This is a genomic window from Arthrobacter sp. KUASC02 (genome assembly GCF_059739395.1).
This window is the reverse complement of sequence record NZ_AP046053.1, coordinates 3,262,203-3,276,979: the sequence shown is the minus strand read 5'-3', so window position 1 is coordinate 3,276,979 and position 14,777 is coordinate 3,262,203. Positions and strand designations below refer to the sequence as shown.

General features: G+C 66.2%; 13 protein-coding genes and 1 pseudogene. 9 read left to right on the top strand and 5 right to left on the bottom strand.

Annotated elements, in window-relative coordinates; genetic code table 11:
- Nucleotides 1–132: 132 nt before the first annotated feature.
- Together AC6JAC_RS15230 and AC6JAC_RS15225 are read left to right on the top strand one after the other, a co-directional pair.
- A complete protein-coding gene (locus AC6JAC_RS15230) occupies nt 133–1,527 on the top strand; it encodes an MFS transporter (protein WP_028272554.1) in 1,395 nt (464 codons plus the stop codon).
- A gap of 5 nt (nt 1,528–1,532) precedes the next feature.
- Complete coding sequence (locus AC6JAC_RS15225; RefSeq protein ID WP_497965275.1) at nt 1,533–2,651, top strand: zinc-dependent alcohol dehydrogenase family protein; 1,119 nt, start codon at nt 1,533–1,535, stop codon at nt 2,649–2,651.
- A gap of 20 nt (nt 2,652–2,671) precedes the next feature.
- Here AC6JAC_RS15225 and AC6JAC_RS15220 read toward each other — a convergent pair whose 3' ends face one another.
- Nucleotides 2,672–3,571, bottom strand: coding sequence for a LysR family transcriptional regulator (locus AC6JAC_RS15220; protein WP_043439513.1), 900 nt, complete (start codon nt 3,569–3,571; stop codon nt 2,672–2,674).
- 174 nt (nt 3,572–3,745) lie between these two features.
- Between AC6JAC_RS15220 and mmsB the strand changes: the two genes are divergently transcribed.
- From mmsB to AC6JAC_RS15200, 4 genes and pseudogenes are all read left to right on the top strand, one after another.
- The gene (gene mmsB / locus AC6JAC_RS15215) at nt 3,746–4,648 is read left to right on the top strand and encodes a 3-hydroxyisobutyrate dehydrogenase (protein WP_028272551.1); all 903 of its coding nucleotides are present in this window, start codon (nt 3,746–3,748) and stop codon (nt 4,646–4,648) included.
- Nucleotides 4,649–4,678: 30 nt separating this feature from the next.
- The gene (locus AC6JAC_RS15210) at nt 4,679–6,163 is read left to right on the top strand and encodes a CoA-acylating methylmalonate-semialdehyde dehydrogenase (protein ID WP_497965273.1); all 1,485 of its coding nucleotides are present in this window, start codon (nt 4,679–4,681) and stop codon (nt 6,161–6,163) included.
- Nucleotides 6,164–6,212: 49 nt separating this feature from the next.
- Complete coding sequence (locus tag AC6JAC_RS15205; protein WP_497965271.1) at nt 6,213–7,109, top strand: hypothetical protein; 897 nt, start codon at nt 6,213–6,215, stop codon at nt 7,107–7,109.
- A 24-nt stretch (nt 7,110–7,133) separates the two neighbouring features.
- Nucleotides 7,134–8,341 (top strand): annotated as a pseudogene (locus tag AC6JAC_RS15200) (HNH endonuclease); the annotation flags it as partial.
- Nucleotides 8,342–8,514: 173 nt separating this feature from the next.
- On the opposite strand, the gene AC6JAC_RS15195 reads toward AC6JAC_RS15200, so the two are convergent.
- From AC6JAC_RS15195 to AC6JAC_RS15185, 3 genes are all read right to left on the bottom strand, one after another.
- Nucleotides 8,515–9,087 (bottom strand): hypothetical protein, encoded by a 573-nt coding sequence (locus tag AC6JAC_RS15195; RefSeq protein WP_497965269.1) that lies wholly within the window; start codon nt 9,085–9,087, stop codon nt 8,515–8,517.
- A 135-nt stretch (nt 9,088–9,222) separates the two neighbouring features.
- Complete coding sequence (locus tag AC6JAC_RS15190; RefSeq protein ID WP_497965267.1) at nt 9,223–10,350, bottom strand: winged helix DNA-binding domain-containing protein; 1,128 nt, start codon at nt 10,348–10,350, stop codon at nt 9,223–9,225.
- Between the two features lie 6 nt (nt 10,351–10,356).
- Nucleotides 10,357–11,178: an SGNH/GDSL hydrolase family protein gene (locus AC6JAC_RS15185; protein ID WP_231511378.1), complete on the bottom strand. Its 822-nt coding sequence runs from the start codon at nt 11,176–11,178 to the stop codon at nt 10,357–10,359.
- A 149-nt stretch (nt 11,179–11,327) separates the two neighbouring features.
- Here AC6JAC_RS15185 and AC6JAC_RS15180 point away from each other — a divergent pair, with 149 nt between their 5' ends.
- On the top strand, nt 11,328–11,978 hold the full coding sequence (locus AC6JAC_RS15180; RefSeq protein ID WP_028272544.1) for an alpha/beta hydrolase: 651 nt from the start codon (nt 11,328–11,330) through the stop codon (nt 11,976–11,978).
- A gap of 16 nt (nt 11,979–11,994) precedes the next feature.
- Here the strand turns inward: AC6JAC_RS15180 and AC6JAC_RS15175 are convergent, their stop codons facing one another.
- Nucleotides 11,995–12,231, bottom strand: coding sequence for an RNA-binding S4 domain-containing protein (locus AC6JAC_RS15175; RefSeq protein WP_028272543.1), 237 nt, complete (start codon nt 12,229–12,231; stop codon nt 11,995–11,997).
- A 33-nt stretch (nt 12,232–12,264) separates the two neighbouring features.
- On the opposite strand from AC6JAC_RS15175, the gene AC6JAC_RS15170 reads away from it, so the two are divergent.
- Together AC6JAC_RS15170 and AC6JAC_RS15165 are read left to right on the top strand one after the other, a co-directional pair.
- The gene (locus AC6JAC_RS15170; RefSeq protein WP_497965264.1) at nt 12,265–13,266 is read left to right on the top strand and encodes a DMT family transporter; all 1,002 of its coding nucleotides are present in this window, start codon (nt 12,265–12,267) and stop codon (nt 13,264–13,266) included.
- 124 nt (nt 13,267–13,390) lie between these two features.
- Nucleotides 13,391–14,776, top strand: a complete 1,386-nt coding sequence (locus AC6JAC_RS15165; protein ID WP_028272541.1) for a glycine--tRNA ligase — start codon at nt 13,391–13,393, stop codon at nt 14,774–14,776.
- The last annotated feature ends 1 nt before the right edge of the window (nt 14,777 follow it).

Sequence of the window (14,777 nt, the reverse complement as noted above, 5' to 3'; positions counted from 1 at the left end):
AAAATGGCGTTGAGCCTGCGGCAATGTGAGTCCATACTCTAGGGGACCGGCGCGCGTTGGTGGTGCACATCACACGCGGCCGCTACGGAATGGTCCACATGGCGTCGACGGAGACGCCGAAGGAGTTCACAAATGAGCACGCAAGACTCCGCCGCAAGGCGCGTAGATGAGACTGACGTCAAGGCCTCCGGCCTGAAGAAGGTGGTGACGGCCTCGATGGCCGGCACTGTTGTTGAGTGGTATGAGTTCTTCCTCTACGCCTCGGCGGCAACACTGGTTTTCGGCAAGATGTTCTTCCCCAATTCCGGCACGGAGCTGGACGGGATCATTGCCGCCTTCGTCACGTACGCGGTGGGCTTCGTTGCCCGTCCCATCGGCGGCATCGTTTTTGGCCACTTCGGTGACAAGTTCGGCCGCAAGCAGCTGCTCCAGCTGAGCATCATCCTGGTGGGCGTCTCCACCTTTGCGATGGGCTGCCTCCCCACTTTCGCGCAGATCGGCTACTGGGCTCCCGCCCTGCTGGTGTTCCTGCGGTTTGTTCAGGGCTTCGCCGTCGGCGGGGAATGGGGCGGCGCCGTGCTGCTCGTGGCTGAACACAGCCCCAGCAAGTCCCGTGGATTCTGGTCCAGCTGGCCGCAGTCCGCCGTGCCCATGGGTAACCTGCTCGCCACCGGCGTGCTGTTCACGCTGTCCTCCACGCTGTCCTCGGCCGACTTCCTCGGCTGGGGCTGGCGCGTCGCCTTCTGGCTGTCCGCAGTGATCGTGATCGTGGGCTACTACATCCGGACCAAGGTCCAGGATGCCCCCATCTTCCTCGAGGCACGCAAGGAAGTCGTCGTTGAGAACAAGGGCTACGGCGTGGCAGAGGTGTTCCGCCGGTACCCGCGCGGTGTCTTCACCGCCATGGGCCTGCGGTTTGCGGAAAACATCCTTTACTACCTCGTGGTCACGTTCTCCATCACTTACCTGAAGGTTGTGGTCCAGACCGACACGTCCAGGATCCTCCTGCTCCTGCTGGTGGCGCACTTCATCCACTTCTGCACCGTGCCGATGGTCGGCAAGCTTTCGGATGCCTTCGGCCGCAAGCCCGTCTACATGGCCGGCGCCATCCTCGGCGGCACCTGGGGCTTCTTCGCCTTCCCGATGATGGACACCAAGAATGACCTCGTCATCCTCGCCGCCATCACCATCGGCCTCCTGTTCCACGCACTGATGTACGCCGGCCAGCCGGCGATCATGGCTGAAATGTTCCCCACCCGGATGCGCTACTCCGGCGTGTCACTCGGGTACCAGGTCACCTCGATCGTTGCCGGCTCCCTGGCCCCGATCATCGCCACGGCGCTGCTGAGCAACTTCAAGTCCTCAGTCCCGGTGGCGTTCTACCTGCTGGGCGCCTGCCTGGTGACGCTGGTGGCGGTGTACTTCCTCAAGGAAACCCGGGGAATTTCACTGCATGATGTCGACGCTGCCGACGCGCAGGGCACGGCGGACCTGCTGGCCGCGTCCAAAGTCTCCGCCAGGAAGTAGTTTCGATGCGTGCAGCAGTCCTTTACGCCGCTTTCCCTGCGGGCACCAGCTATACGGAAGTCCGCCCGCTCGTGGTGGAGGAACTTGAGCGGCCCGAACCCCGCGCCGGCGAACTCGGGGTGGCCATCACCTACTCCAGCCTGTGCCATTCGGATCTGTCGGTGGTGGACGGATCCCGGGTACGGCCGCTGCCCATGGCGCTGGGGCATGAGGCCGTGGGCCGGGTCGTGACAGTCGGCGAGGGAGTGGCGGGCGTCTCGGCGGGGGACCATGTGGTGCTCGTCTTTGTCCCCAGCTGCGGCGACTGCCGCGCGTGCCGCTCCGGCCGCCCGGCCCTGTGCCACCGTGCCGCCGAGGTCAACGGCTCGGGTGACCTGCTGCATGGGGAGGCTCTGCTGCGGACACAGTCGGGGGAGCGGATCAACCACCACCTCGGGGTATCCGCCTTTGCTGACTACGCAGTGGTGGCGCGTGAATCCGTCGTGGTGATCGGCGACGACGTCCCGGACACTGTCGCTGCCATGTTCGGCTGCGCCGTGCTCACCGGCATGGGCGCTGTGCTGAACACCGCGGCGGTCACCGCCGGTCAGTCGGTGGCCGTCTTCGGTCTCGGCGCCGTTGGGCTGTCCGCAGTGATGGCGGCGTCCCTGGCCGGTGCTGCCTCGGTCATTGCCATCGACCCCAACGAGGGCAAGCATCAGCTGGCCCTGGACTGCGGTGCGACGGCAGTGGGAACTCCCGACGACGCGGCGCGCCTGGTCGCTGAGGCGACCGGCGACGGCGTGGACGTCGCCGTTGAGGCGGTGGGCTCCCCGGGGGTGATCGGCTCGTGCCTGGACCTCGTCACCCGCGGCGGCGCCGTCGTCTCGGTCGGGCTGCCCAAGCCCTCAGCGGAACTGACCGTGGGAGCGCTCCAGTTCGCCGGTGCGGGGAAGCGGCTTCTCGGTTCGTACATGGGGGATGCCGTGCCGGAGCGCGACATTCCGCTGTACCTTGACCACTGGCGCGCCGGGCGGCTCCCGGTGGAACTGCTCCACACGGACACGCGGCCGCTCGCGGAAATCAACGAGGGCCTCGATGCCCTGGCGGCCGGGAAAGTGGTTCGCCGGCTGTTCCAGGCGTAGCTAAATGCCAGGGCCCGCTGTCAGGCTGCCAGGATGTCCTGGCGGCCTGACACCTCCGCTTTGAGCGCTTCCACCACCGCCCGGACGGACGCGGAGCGCAGTGACTCCGGACGGGCCACCGCCCAGATGGGAAGCTGCCGCTGGAACAGCTCAGGCAGCACCGGAACAAAGTCCGGGTTGTCCGCCACCATGAAGTTCGGCAACAGGCCGATGCCCGCGCCGCAGCGGACCGCCTCCACCTGGGCGAAGACGCTGGTGGCCTGGAAGCTGGATTTTGGAGCGGGCAGCTGCGAAGACCGGTGCCCCAGCTCCGCCACCTGCAGCGCCGACTCGACGTAGGAAACAAAGCCGTGTGCCCTGATGTCGTCGAGGGCGGCCGGCAATCCGCGGGACCGGACGTAGCCCGGACTCGCGTAGAGGCGCAGGAAGTAGTTCGTGAGGAACACAGGCTGCATGGTGGTGACCTCCATCCGGCCCACCACCACCTCCAGGTCCACGCCGGAACGGTTCTGGCTGACCTTGCGGGTGGCGCTGAGTATCTCCACATTCAGCAGCGGATTGTCCTGCTGCAGGCGGACCAGTGCCGGCGCCACGAATTCCGCCCCGAAGCCGTCGGACGTGCTGATCCTGACCAGGCCGGACAACGAATCTTCGCCGTTGCTGAGGGCGCCGGTCAGGGAGCCGAGCGTTGCCTCGATCGCCTCGGCGGCGGCAACGGCCTGGCTGCCCAGTTCGGTCAGTTCCCAGCCGTGCGGGCTGCGCTCCAGCGTCCGTCCGCCCAGCTGCTTGTCCAGCGCCATGACCCGCCGGGAAATGGTGGTGTGCGTTGTGCCCAGGGTTTCCGCCACCGCGTTGAACCGGCCCAGCCTGGCCACTGTCAGCAGGATCAGCAGGTCATCCGGACTCGGCAGCCGGTTCAAATCCACTTTTTCACTTCCACCCTTATCAATCTGCGGAACGGCTGTTCGGAGGTGTGTGCATCAATGCACATACCGTCTGTATTTTTTCCCCTTGATTGCACTGTAACAGGGTGTGATGGTGGACACGGAACTTCCAGCAATTGGGCTGGTACACGAAGCAAAGGAGCTTTCGCCATGGCAGTTATCGCCTGGATCGGTCTCGGAAACATGGGTGGGTCCATGTCGGCAAACCTGGCTAAGGCCGGTCACGACGTCCGCGGGTTCGACCTCAATCCCGAGGCGGTGGCGGCTGCCGAAGCAGCCGGTGTGAAGCCCGTGGCCAGCATCGCCGCGGCCGTGGACGGCGCCGACGTCGTCTTCACCATGCTGCCGAAGGGCGAGCATGCCCGTGCCGTCTACCTGGGCGAGGACGGCGTCCTGGCCCATGCCGACACCAGGACCCTGCTGGTGGATTCGTCCACCATCGATATCGCCTCCGCCCAGGCATTGCACGACGCCGCCGCTGCCGCCGGCTTCCGCTTCGTGGACGCCCCGGTCTCGGGCGGGATGAGCGGCGCGAAGGCAGGGACGCTGACCTTCATGATCGGCGGTGAGGCGGGCGCCGTGGCCGACGCCACCGAATACATCCGTCCCATGGCCGCCAACATCATTCCCACCGGCGGCGCCACCACGGGGCAGGCTGCGAAGATCTGCAACAACCTGATGCTCTTCATCAACCTCGCTTCCACCGCCGAAGGTGCAGTACTCGCCGACCGCCTCGGCCTGGACAAGCAGGTCTTCTGGGACATTGCCTCGGTGTCCTCCGGCGACAGCTGGGCGCTGCGGACCTGGTACCCGGTGGCGGGCGTCGTTCCCACTGCTGCCTCCAACAACGACTTCGCGCCGACGTTCACCACCGAACTGGCGAACAAGGACATCGGCCTGGCCATCAGCGCCGCCCGGGACACCGGCACTCCGCTGGAAATCGGCGAGCACGTGCAGACGCTCTTCCAGCGACTCATCGACTCCGGGCAGTCCGGCAAGGACTGCTCCATGATCATCAAACTCGTCGACGGCTCGTTCGAGTCCTCCAACTAACCGCAGCCTGCTTCACGAATAGGACTTTCCATGGAACGCATTCCGCACTTCATCAACGGCGCCCTGATTAGCGACGCCGAGCGCTTCGGCCCCGTCTTCAACCCCGCCACCGGAGCACAGGACAAAGAGGTTGCCCTCGCATCGGCCGCACGCGTGGAGGAGGCCATCGCTGCCGCCCAGGCCGCCCTGCCGGGCTGGCGGGCCACGAGCCTGGCCAAGCGCACCAACATCTTCTTCCGGGTCCGGGAACTCCTCACGCAGCGGAAATCCGAGCTGGCCGCCATCCTCACCAGCGAGCACGGCAAGGTACTTTCCGATGCCGAAGGCGAGATCTCCCGGGGCCTCGAAAACATCGAATTCGCCACCGGGCTCTCCCACATGCTCAAGGGCGAACGCTCGGAGCAGGTTTCCAGCGGCGTGGACGTCCACTCAGTGCGCCAGCCGGTCGGCGTGGTCGCCTGCATCACCCCGTTCAACTTCCCGGCCATGGTGCCGTTGTGGATGATCGGCAGTGCGCTCGCCTGCGGCAACACCGTCCTCCTCAAGCCCAGCGAGAAGGACCCGTCGTCGGCTGTTTTCATCGCCCATGTCTTCGCGGAGGCGGGACTGCCACCCGGCGTCCTCAATGTCGTCCACGGCGACAAGGAGGCCGTGGACGTACTGCTGGAACACCCCGGCGTCAAGGCTGTCAGCTTTGTCGGGTCCACTCCGATCGCGCAGTCCATCTACAAGCGTGCGGCGGACCACGGCAAGCGCGTCCAGGCACTGGGCGGCGCCAAGAACCACATGGTGGTCCTGCCGGACGCGGACCTGGACATGGCAGCCGACGCCGCCGTGTCAGCGGCCTACGGCTCGGCGGGGGAACGGTGCATGGCGGTGTCCGTGCTGGTGGCGGTGGGCAGCATTGCCGACGACCTGGTGAAGGCCATTTCCACGCGCATGGCGGACCTCAGGATCGGTCCGGGCACAGACCCGGCGTCGCAGATGGGTCCACTCATCACGAAGGAACACCGGGACAGGGTCGCGTCCTACGTGGCCGGGGCAGCCGAGGAAGGCGCCACGGTTGTGGTGGACGGGCGCGAGCAGGCCTTTGACTCGGACGGCTTCTTCATCGGGGTCAGCCTCGTGGACCACGTCAAGCCGGGTATGAAGGTGTACGACGACGAAATCTTCGGGCCCGTGCTGTCGGTGGTCCGCGCGGACAGCTACAGCGACGCCGTCAAGCTGGTGAACGACAACGAGTTCGGCAACGGCGTGGCCATCTTCACGCGCGACGGCGGCGCGGCGCGCCAGTTCGAGTTCGACGTCGAGGCCGGTATGGTGGGCATCAACGTGCCCATCCCGGTACCGGTGGGGACGTTCTCGTTCGGCGGCTGGAAGAACTCGCTGTTCGGCGACACGCACATGTACGGACCGGACAGCATCCGCTTTTACACCCGCGGAAAAGTGGTAACCACACGCTGGCCGGATCCGTCGACGTCGGTGATCGACCTGGGCTTCCCGCAGGTGGACTAGCGCAGTCCCTGTCTGGTCACCGTCACTTTCTTCGAGATGAGACGCACCCATGAGCCTGTTCTCCCGCAAGTCCCGCAGCGCCGATCCGTACCTGCCTGAACTGAGCATCATGCAGGCTGACAGACTGCGTGACCTGTCCGTCGCCGCCCTCGGCCGCCTCGGCGTTTCCGCCGTAGCGGCCGGGGACCATCTGGCCGCATCGCACAACCACCAGTACGGGCTGTTTGCTGTTGGACGAAAGGCCGCGCAGCTGCCTGAACGCGAGTGGCCGGGCATGGTCGAGCAGCACTTCGGCGCAGTCATCGGGGACGCGGCGGGACGTTCGGACATAGCGCCCGAGGAAATCCTCGGCCGGGTGTACCCGAAGTTCATTTCCCCGGGAGTGCTTGCACACTCACAACAGAGTGATCCTTCCCTGTACGCCTACGCCCGCGACGTCGCGATGGTCCCGCTGCTCGTGGCACTGGACTCCCCGGAGTCCGTCACCTACGTGGCATCAACCAAGGTGGAGGCCGCCGGCGGGGCCGGCATCGTGTGGGACGCTGCGTTGAGGAACCTGATCGCAGACGGTCCAGGGCACGCGGAAGAGATGCGTTTTGACGACGGATCGTTTCTGGTTTTCGAGACCGAATCGGTCTACCAGGCCTCATGGCTGGCCTACCCGGACAAATTCGTGGAGTTGCTCGGATATAACCCCGGACCACTCGGCGCACTGCTCAGCATCCCGGCGACCAATATCCTGTGCCTGCATCTGGTCACCGAGGCCACCACCATCAACGACATCTCGGCCATGCTCCGGGTCACCGGGCTGATGCAGGCCCAGCACCCCTCCGCGCTCAGCCCGCTGCTGTACTGGTGGGATGGCTACAGTGTGCAACCGATTTCCGGCCACGACGGTGAAGACGTCCACCTGTTCGTCCCCGACGAGCTCGCCAGCATCCTCTAACACCAGTGCGCACGGCTGGCGCCGATGCGGGATCTGGAGGACTTGAAATCAGCCGCGGCCTCGATGCAGGCCCGCTCCTCGGTGGCGTTCGATGTCCAGCAGCGCCGTGCGCAGGCTGAGTCCGGGCTGCCTGCTGATGAACTGGGCAAAGGCGTCGCGGCTCAGATCGCTTTGGCCCGCCGTGAATCTCCGGCCCGCGGCGGCCGGCTGCTTGGACTGGCGAAGGCCCTGGTCACGGAGATGCCCCACACCCTCAGGCCCTGCGCACCGGCCAGATCAATGAGTGGCGCGCCACGCTGCTGGTGAAGGAGACTGCCTGTTTGTCCGCGGCGGACCGGTGCGCCGTCGACGAAGAACTTGCCGCAGATATTGGGACCCTTGCGGGCGCGGGCGACCGGGCCATTATCGCGGCAGCCCGGACGGCGGCGTATCGGCTGGACCCCCACTCCGTGGTGAATCGTGCCCGCCGGGCCGTGGCGGACGGGCATGTGAACCTTCGCCCTGCACCGGACACCATGACGTACCTGACCGCCCTGCTCCCGGTCACCGCCGGCGTGGCCGTTCATACAGCGCTTACCCGGCAGGCCGATGCGCAGCGCTCGGCGGGAGACAGCCGGTCCCGCGGACAAATCATGGCTGATGACCTGGTCGAACGCATCACGGGGACACCTGGCGGGATCGCGGGGATTGAAATCCAGCTCATCATGACCGACCGCACCCTGTTCCAAGGCGACAGCGAACCGGCGAGGCTTCCGGGCTACGGTGTGGTCCCCGCCGGGTGGGCCAGGGAGATCTGTGTCCAGGACCAGAGCCAGGGCCACGCTCAGAGCCAGGGCAAGGCTCAGGGCCTGAGCTAAGACCGTGACCGGCCGTTGAACGTTTGGCTGCGGCGGCTCTACACCGCCCCGTGCACTGGAGAGTTGCTTGCCATGGATTCCCGGGCAAGGCTCTTCCCTGCCGGTCTCCGCCGCTTCATCCAGGCACGCGATGGCACCTGCCGCATGCCTTACTGCGATGCGCCGATCCGCCACCACGACCACATCGTCGCATGGCAGCACGGCGGGCCCACGAGCCTTGGCAACGGCAACGGCAGCGGGCTCTGCGAATCCTGCAACCACACCAAGGAGTCGCCAGGCTGGCACGCAGAACCACGGCCAGGTCCTCGGCACACGCTTGAAATCCATACTCCGACCGGGCACAGCTACCAATCCACGGCGCCTCCACTGCCCGGGACAGCGTTGGGCGGGACATCGCCGCCTACGAACCGACGCCAGCTGCTTCACCGCGCCAAGATTCTCAAACGCTCCCGGCCAAGGGGGCTCGCTGGCTGCCAGAGGACAGGCTGCTTAAGGGAACCGGCGGCCCGAAGGGAAACGTCAGCGCCGGGGGTAACGGGAAGGGGCGGCTAACCCTTCATGATCTCGTCACGCCGGGTCATGTATTCCTCCATGGCGATTTCGCCGTTGCTGTACTGCTGGTCAAGCTCCGCCAGTTTCCGCGCGCGGAAACCCTGAGGGGCCGACGGCGGCGGGGGAGTAACCGGGGCAGACGGCTGGTGGCGTGACTGGTTGGCCGGATACTCGGGGCTGTCCTCGTACGGCACCTGTCCGGGGCCGCCGGGGGCAGGATAGCCATTGTTCTGGCCGCCGGGGGCAGGGTATCCGGGGTTCTGGAAATCCTGAGCCGGATATCCGGGGTTCTGGTAGGGCTGGTCGAGCGGGGGCTGCTGACCGCCGCCGCCGAGCTGCCGGAAGCCGCCGCCGAAGTAGTCCTGCTGGGTGTAGCCGTCACGCGGCTGGTTGTTGGGCCGGCCCGGCTGCTGGCCAGGAAACTGGTTCGGGAACTGCCCGGGGAACTGGCCCGGGTACTGTCCGTAATCCTGGTTCCGGTTCCTGCCCCGGACGGACTTCCGGTACATACGCATGGCGAAGGGAATCAGGAACGACAGGATGATGATCCAGAAGAACACGTTGCTCACAGTGGAGGGCCTCTCAGAAGTGTCCCTTCAGTTTAACCCCCGGCAGCCAACCTGCCCTGTCTGAGCATTGCCGTCTGAGCATTGCCGTCCGTTCATGGCCGTCCGATCAATTTCCGTCCTGTCGGATCCGTCTGATCATTTCCGTACGGCGGGCATGCCCAGGAACCGTCCGTAGGCGGCAACAGCTTCATCGATCGCACGATTGCCGGGCCGGCCGGGATCGGAGCGGGTGCGGATATCCAGCTCACAGCGTCCGCCGGCCAGGTCATGGCGCCACGAACCGATCATTCGGCCGTCGCCCAGCACCACATGCATGGGCGTGTCGCGCTCAGGCAGGGCAGGGGCGGTGCCGCCCAGGAAATACCGTGACCGTGAATAGCCCATGACGTATTCGTCGTAGCACTGGATCAGGTCGATCCTGGGCTCGTCGCCGGTCTCCGCACCAGCCGCGGGTATCGCAGCAGGCCCGGGCGCGGCGGAACTGAAATAGAACTCCAGCCCGTCCAGTGCCGAAGCGGTGAGGACTCCGGGATCGGCCTCCAGCACCAGGCCCAGCCCCAGCCGGACATCAGTCACTGTGAGCCCGGACCAGTCGGCACAGTCCTTGACCGTGGCCGGACCGCGGCTGAGGAAATACCGGCGGACAAGTTCGGCCAGCGCCTCGGAGCGGTCATCGTGGCCGCCGGCTGTTGCCGGAACACGTTCGTCGAAGAGCGCGTAGGTCTGCTTGAGCGCGCCGCCGGTGCTGCGCACGGGTATGCCGCTGGTCAGGACACCACTGATCTCGGCGTGCATGATCAGGTAGGCGAGCCCCAGGCCTTTGGCCGGGAATCCGTGGCGCTGCAGTTCGAGGGCGAGCTGCTCACGGGTTCTGTGGGCGCCGCCGGCAACGGCTGCGGCCAGGATCCGGGCGCTTCGGGATGCGGCTTCGGCGTCGATGCCGGTCTGGCGATACATGCCCCCGTTACCCTGGTGCAGCCGGGGCGCCGAGAGCATCAGCAGCCAGCGAAGGTCGTCCCGGTGTACAAAATGCCAGGTGGGCCGGAGGATATGGGTCCGGAGGATCCGGCCGTCGGCCACTGCCTGTTCGACGTCGGCAGCAGAGGCTCCTGCCGTGCGCTGCGCCAGCGACCAGCGGGCGTACGGGAACTCCTGCGCCTGGACGGCGAGGAGGTTCTTCAGCGCAGCCTCGGCGGAAACCGCGCCGGGACGGCGGAGCTGCTGCTGGCTGAGCCGCAGCCTGACGACGTCGTCAGCGTCCACCTGCGCCTACTTCCGGTCGGACTCGAGTCCCGCCGCCCCTAGTCCCGCTGCCCCTAGTCCCGCTGCCTCGCCCGAGCCCAGCGGCATTCCGGGCCCGAAGACGGGACCTGGCGTGGGGCGCTTGGCCGTGATGCCGTCCCCGGATGACTGGTGCCGGAGCCGGCGGACAACCCACGGAACGAAGTATTCGCGTGCCCACACCAGGTCGCCGGACCGCGCCTCCCGCCAGCTGCGCTGGGGGAGGGGCTTGGGGGAGAGCGGCTCCAGGGTGTGCTGGATGTTCAGTGAATCGAGCACCATCGCCGCTATGGTGTGGTGGCCCAACGGCGAGAAGTGCAGGCGGTCCTGGTCCCACATCTGAGGATCGCTGAGCTGGCGGAGCGACCACATGTCCGCGATGACGGCATCGTGCCGGGCGGCCACAGTGCGAAGGTTTTCGTTGTAGATGGCGATCTTGCTGCGGACCCTGCCCAGGACGGACGAACCGGTGTCCGGGCCGTTGAACAACACCACGGTGGCGCCGCCCAGGCTGAGGATATGCACCACAGAGTCCAGCTTTTCGGCCAGCGCATCAGGGTCGCCGCCGGGCCGGATGAGGTCGTTGCCGCCGGCCGAGAGGGTTACCAGGTCCGGCTTGAGGGCCAGGCACGGTGCCAGTTGCTGGTCCACGATCTGTTCCAGGAGCCGTCCCCGCACGGCAAGGTTGGCGTAGGCAAAATCGCTGTGCCCGCGGCTCAGTTCCTCGGCCACGCGGTCCGCCCAGCCACGGTGCCCTCCGGGACTTCCCGGTTCCGGGTCGCCGATGCCCTCGGTAAAGGAATCGCCCATGGCAACGTAGCGGCCCCAGGGGTGGCTATCAACAGTGTCCTGCGGGTTCGGAATGGCTTCAGTTTCGCTCACGCTTCCATCCTGCCTCGTAGGTAACAAGCTACGCCACCGTAGGTTGTTACCCGGAGGTAACTGCAAGAATGGAACCCATGACTGAAGCCGACGTTTCCACTGCCCCTGTTGTCCTGTGGTCCACTCCTGACGATGAGCGCTCGGGTAAGCCACTCCTGGTCCTGCTGCACGGCTACGGTGCCAACGAACAGGACCTGCTCAGCCTTGCGGATCTGTTGCCCGGTGATTTTGCGGTGGCGTCGGTCCGCGCCCCCATCGCCATGGGCCCGGGGTTCACCTGGTTCCCGCTGACGGACTCCGCCGACTATTCACTCGATGCCGTTAAGGATGCCTCCGCCTTTGTGCTGGACTGGCTCGACGGCGTCAAAGGTGACCACCCGTCCGTCACGTTGCTGGGGTTCTCCATGGGAATGGCGATGGCCACCACGCTGCTGAGGCAGCGCCCGGCGGACTTCGCCGCCGTCGTCGGGCTTTCCGGCTTTGCGGTGAACGCCGGAGGGGACCCGACGTTCCGGGACGACGAACTGGACGGCAGCGTCCCGCTGTTCTGGGGCCGCGACCAGCAGGACCCCGTCATCACCCAGGACAAGATCGAATACACCATGGGCTGGGTGCGGAAGCATGTGAAGCTGACGAAGGTCCTCTACACGGGGATGTGGCACGGGATCAACCAGCAGGAGATCGGCCACGTTTCAGAGTTCCTCACCCACGAGGTGCTGAAGAAGTAGTCCAGCGCAGCAACGGCTAGGAACCGGCGGGAGTCAGAATCCGCACGGTCCGGCCGTTCACGGTGACCGTGTCGCCGTGGTGAAGCTGCCGGCCGCGGCGGTCGTCGATGTCGCCGTTGACCTTGACCAGTCCGTTCTTGATCAGCTCCGTGGCCTCAACGCCGTCCTCCACGAGGCTGGCCAGCTTCAGGAGCTGGCCCAGGCGGATCATGTCGTCGCGGATGGGGATGTCTTCGATTTCCGGGTTGCTCATACAAGCAATGATGCCTGACGTAAGGTGAATCCAGTGACCCATGCACCCCGTCTGCCCCTCCTTGCAGGACTGCCGATTGCCGTAGCCGCCGGACTCGCCATCCCCGTCCAGGGCCGGATCAACGGCGCACTGGGCGCCCGGCTGGATGACGGCATTGCCGCCGCGGTAGTGAGTTTCACCACCGGACTGATCGTGATGGTCCTGGTCTCGCTGGTCCTGCCGCGGGGACGCCGCGGGCTCGCCCAGATCCTTCCTGCGGTCCGGGAACGCCGGTTTCCCCCGATCTACGTAATGGCCGGCGGCATCGGCGCGTTCTTTGTGTTCGCGCAGACCTTCACCGTTGGCCTGCTGGGCGTGGCGCTGTTTACGGTAGCCACCGTCACCGGGCAGACGCTCAGCGGGCTGCTCGTGGACCGGCTCGGGATCGGCCCCGCCGGCAAGAAGTCCGTCACCGCCATCCGCGTCATCGGCACAGTGCTGACCATCGCCGCCGTCGCGTGGGCCGTGTCCCCGCGGTTCGGGGGTTCCGGCACCGGCTCCGGTGGCGCCGGCACCGACCCGGCGCAGCTGCTCCTCCCGGTGCTCCTGCCCGTTATCGCCGGGTTCCTGATGAGCTTCCAGCAGGCCATGAACGGCACGGCCACGGTGCACTACGGCACCCCCATCGCGGCCACCTTGGTGAACTTCATCTCCGGCGCCACGGTGTTGTGGCTGGCCCTGCTGATCAAGCTGGCGGTCGCCGGGCCCGGCAACGGGCTGCCGGCCGAATGGTGGTACTACCTCGGCGGTCCCATGGGCTGCGCGTTCATCGGGCTGGGCGCACTGCTGGTCCGAAGCCTGGGGGTCCTGGTCACCGGGCTGGGCATGATCGCGGGCCAGTTGCTGGGGTCACTGGGCCTGGACCTCGCCTTTCCCGCGCCCGGCACGGTGGTGGCCCTGCCCACGATCCTCGGCACCGTCCTGACCCTCGGTGCGATTGTCCTGGCCACCCTTCCGTGGCCGCGCGGCGCCCTCAAGCGGCAGCCGGGCCGGTAGGCTAGGACACGCAGCTTCCTGCACATCTTTCCTTCGTACCGCCCCGCCCGGCAACCAGCCGGGTACAGGGGCCTAGAAACCGCGCGGACCGCACCCAGCGGCCCTGTAGAAATTGGAGTTCCCCATGGCAGCAAAATCCGTTCTCGACCAGGTCATCTCCCTCTCCAAGAGGAGGGGCTTCGTTTTCCAGGCCGGTGAAATCTATGGTGGCTCCCGTTCTGCCTGGGACTACGGGCCCCTCGGCGCCGAGCTGAAGGAAAACATCAAGCGCCAGTGGTGGCAGTCGGTAGTCCGCGGCCGCGAGGACGTAGTGGGCCTGGACTCTTCCGTGATCCTGCCCCGCCAGGTCTGGGAAGCCTCCGGCCACGTGGAGGTCTTCTCCGATCCGCTGGTGGAGTGCCTCTCCTGCCACAAGCGCTACCGCGCCGACCACCTCGAAGAAGAGTACGAGGAAAAGAAGGGCCGTCCGGCCGAAAACGGCCTGAAGGACATCGCCTGCGCCAACTGCGGCACCCGCGGCGAATGGACCGAGCCCCAGGAATTCTCCGGCCTGCTCAAGACCTTCCTCGGCCCGGTGGCCAGCGAGGAAGGCATGCACTACCTGCGCCCGGAAACCGCGCAGGGCATCTTCGTGAACTTCAACAACGTGCTCACCACCTCCCGGAAGAAGCCGCCGTTCGGCATCGGCCAGATCGGCAAGTCCTTCCGCAACGAGATCACGCCCGGAAACTTCATCTTCCGCACCCGTGAGTTCGAGCAGATGGAAATGGAATTCTTCGTCGAGCCGGGCACGGACGAGCAGTGGCACCAGTACTGGATGAAGGAACGCATGGACTGGTACACCGGCCTGGGCCTCAAAGCCGAGAACCTGCGTTTCTTCGAGCACCCGCTGGAGAAGCTGAGCCACTACTCCAAGGGCACCACGGACATCGAATACCGCTTCGGCTTCCAGGGCTCCGAGTGGGGCGAGCTTGAAGGCATCGCCAACCGCACGGACTTCGACCTCTCCACGCACTCCAAGGCTTCCGGCCATGACCTGAGCTACTTCAACCAGGCCACCAACGAGCGCTACACCCCGTACGTGATCGAACCCGCCGCCGGCCTGACCCGCTCCTTCATGGCGTTCCTCATCGACGCTTACACCGAGGATGAGGCCCCCAATGCCAAGGGCGGCGTGGACGTCCGCACCGTGCTCAAGCTGGACCCGCGCCTGGCCCCCGTCAAGGCCGCAGTGCTGCCGCTGAGCCGCAACGAGGACCTGTCCCCGAAGGCCAAGGCCCTGGGCACCCAGTTGCGCAAGAACTGGAACATCGACTTCGACGACGCCGGCGCCATCGGCCGCCGTTACCGCCGCCAGGACGAAATCGGCACCCCGTTCTGCATCACCGTGGACTTCGACACCCTCGAGGACCAGGCCGTGACCATCCGCGAACGCGACACCATGAGCCAGGAACGCGTCTCCCTGGACAAGGTGGAGGGCTACCTGGCCGCGCGGCTGATCGGCGCCTGAG

Bases quoted from the DNA above. Each gene is read 5' to 3' on its own strand.
- AC6JAC_RS15230 (WP_028272554.1), top strand. From the start codon at position 133: ATGAGCACGCAAGACTCCGCCGCAAGGCGCGTAGATGAGACTGACGTC.
- AC6JAC_RS15225 (WP_497965275.1), top strand. From the start codon at position 1,533: ATGCGTGCAGCAGTCCTTTACGCCGCTTTCCCTGCGGGCACCAGCTAT.
- mmsB (WP_028272551.1), top strand. From the start codon at position 3,746: ATGGCAGTTATCGCCTGGATCGGTCTCGGAAACATGGGTGGGTCCATG.
- AC6JAC_RS15210 (WP_497965273.1), top strand. From the start codon at position 4,679: ATGGAACGCATTCCGCACTTCATCAACGGCGCCCTGATTAGCGACGCC.
- AC6JAC_RS15205 (WP_497965271.1), top strand. From the start codon at position 6,213: ATGAGCCTGTTCTCCCGCAAGTCCCGCAGCGCCGATCCGTACCTGCCT.
- AC6JAC_RS15185 (WP_231511378.1), bottom strand. From the start codon at position 11,178: ATGGGCGATTCCTTTACCGAGGGCATCGGCGACCCGGAACCGGGAAGT.
- AC6JAC_RS15180 (WP_028272544.1), top strand. From the start codon at position 11,328: ATGACTGAAGCCGACGTTTCCACTGCCCCTGTTGTCCTGTGGTCCACT.
- AC6JAC_RS15175 (WP_028272543.1), bottom strand. From the start codon at position 12,231: ATGAGCAACCCGGAAATCGAAGACATCCCCATCCGCGACGACATGATC.
- AC6JAC_RS15165 (WP_028272541.1), top strand. From the start codon at position 13,391: ATGGCAGCAAAATCCGTTCTCGACCAGGTCATCTCCCTCTCCAAGAGG.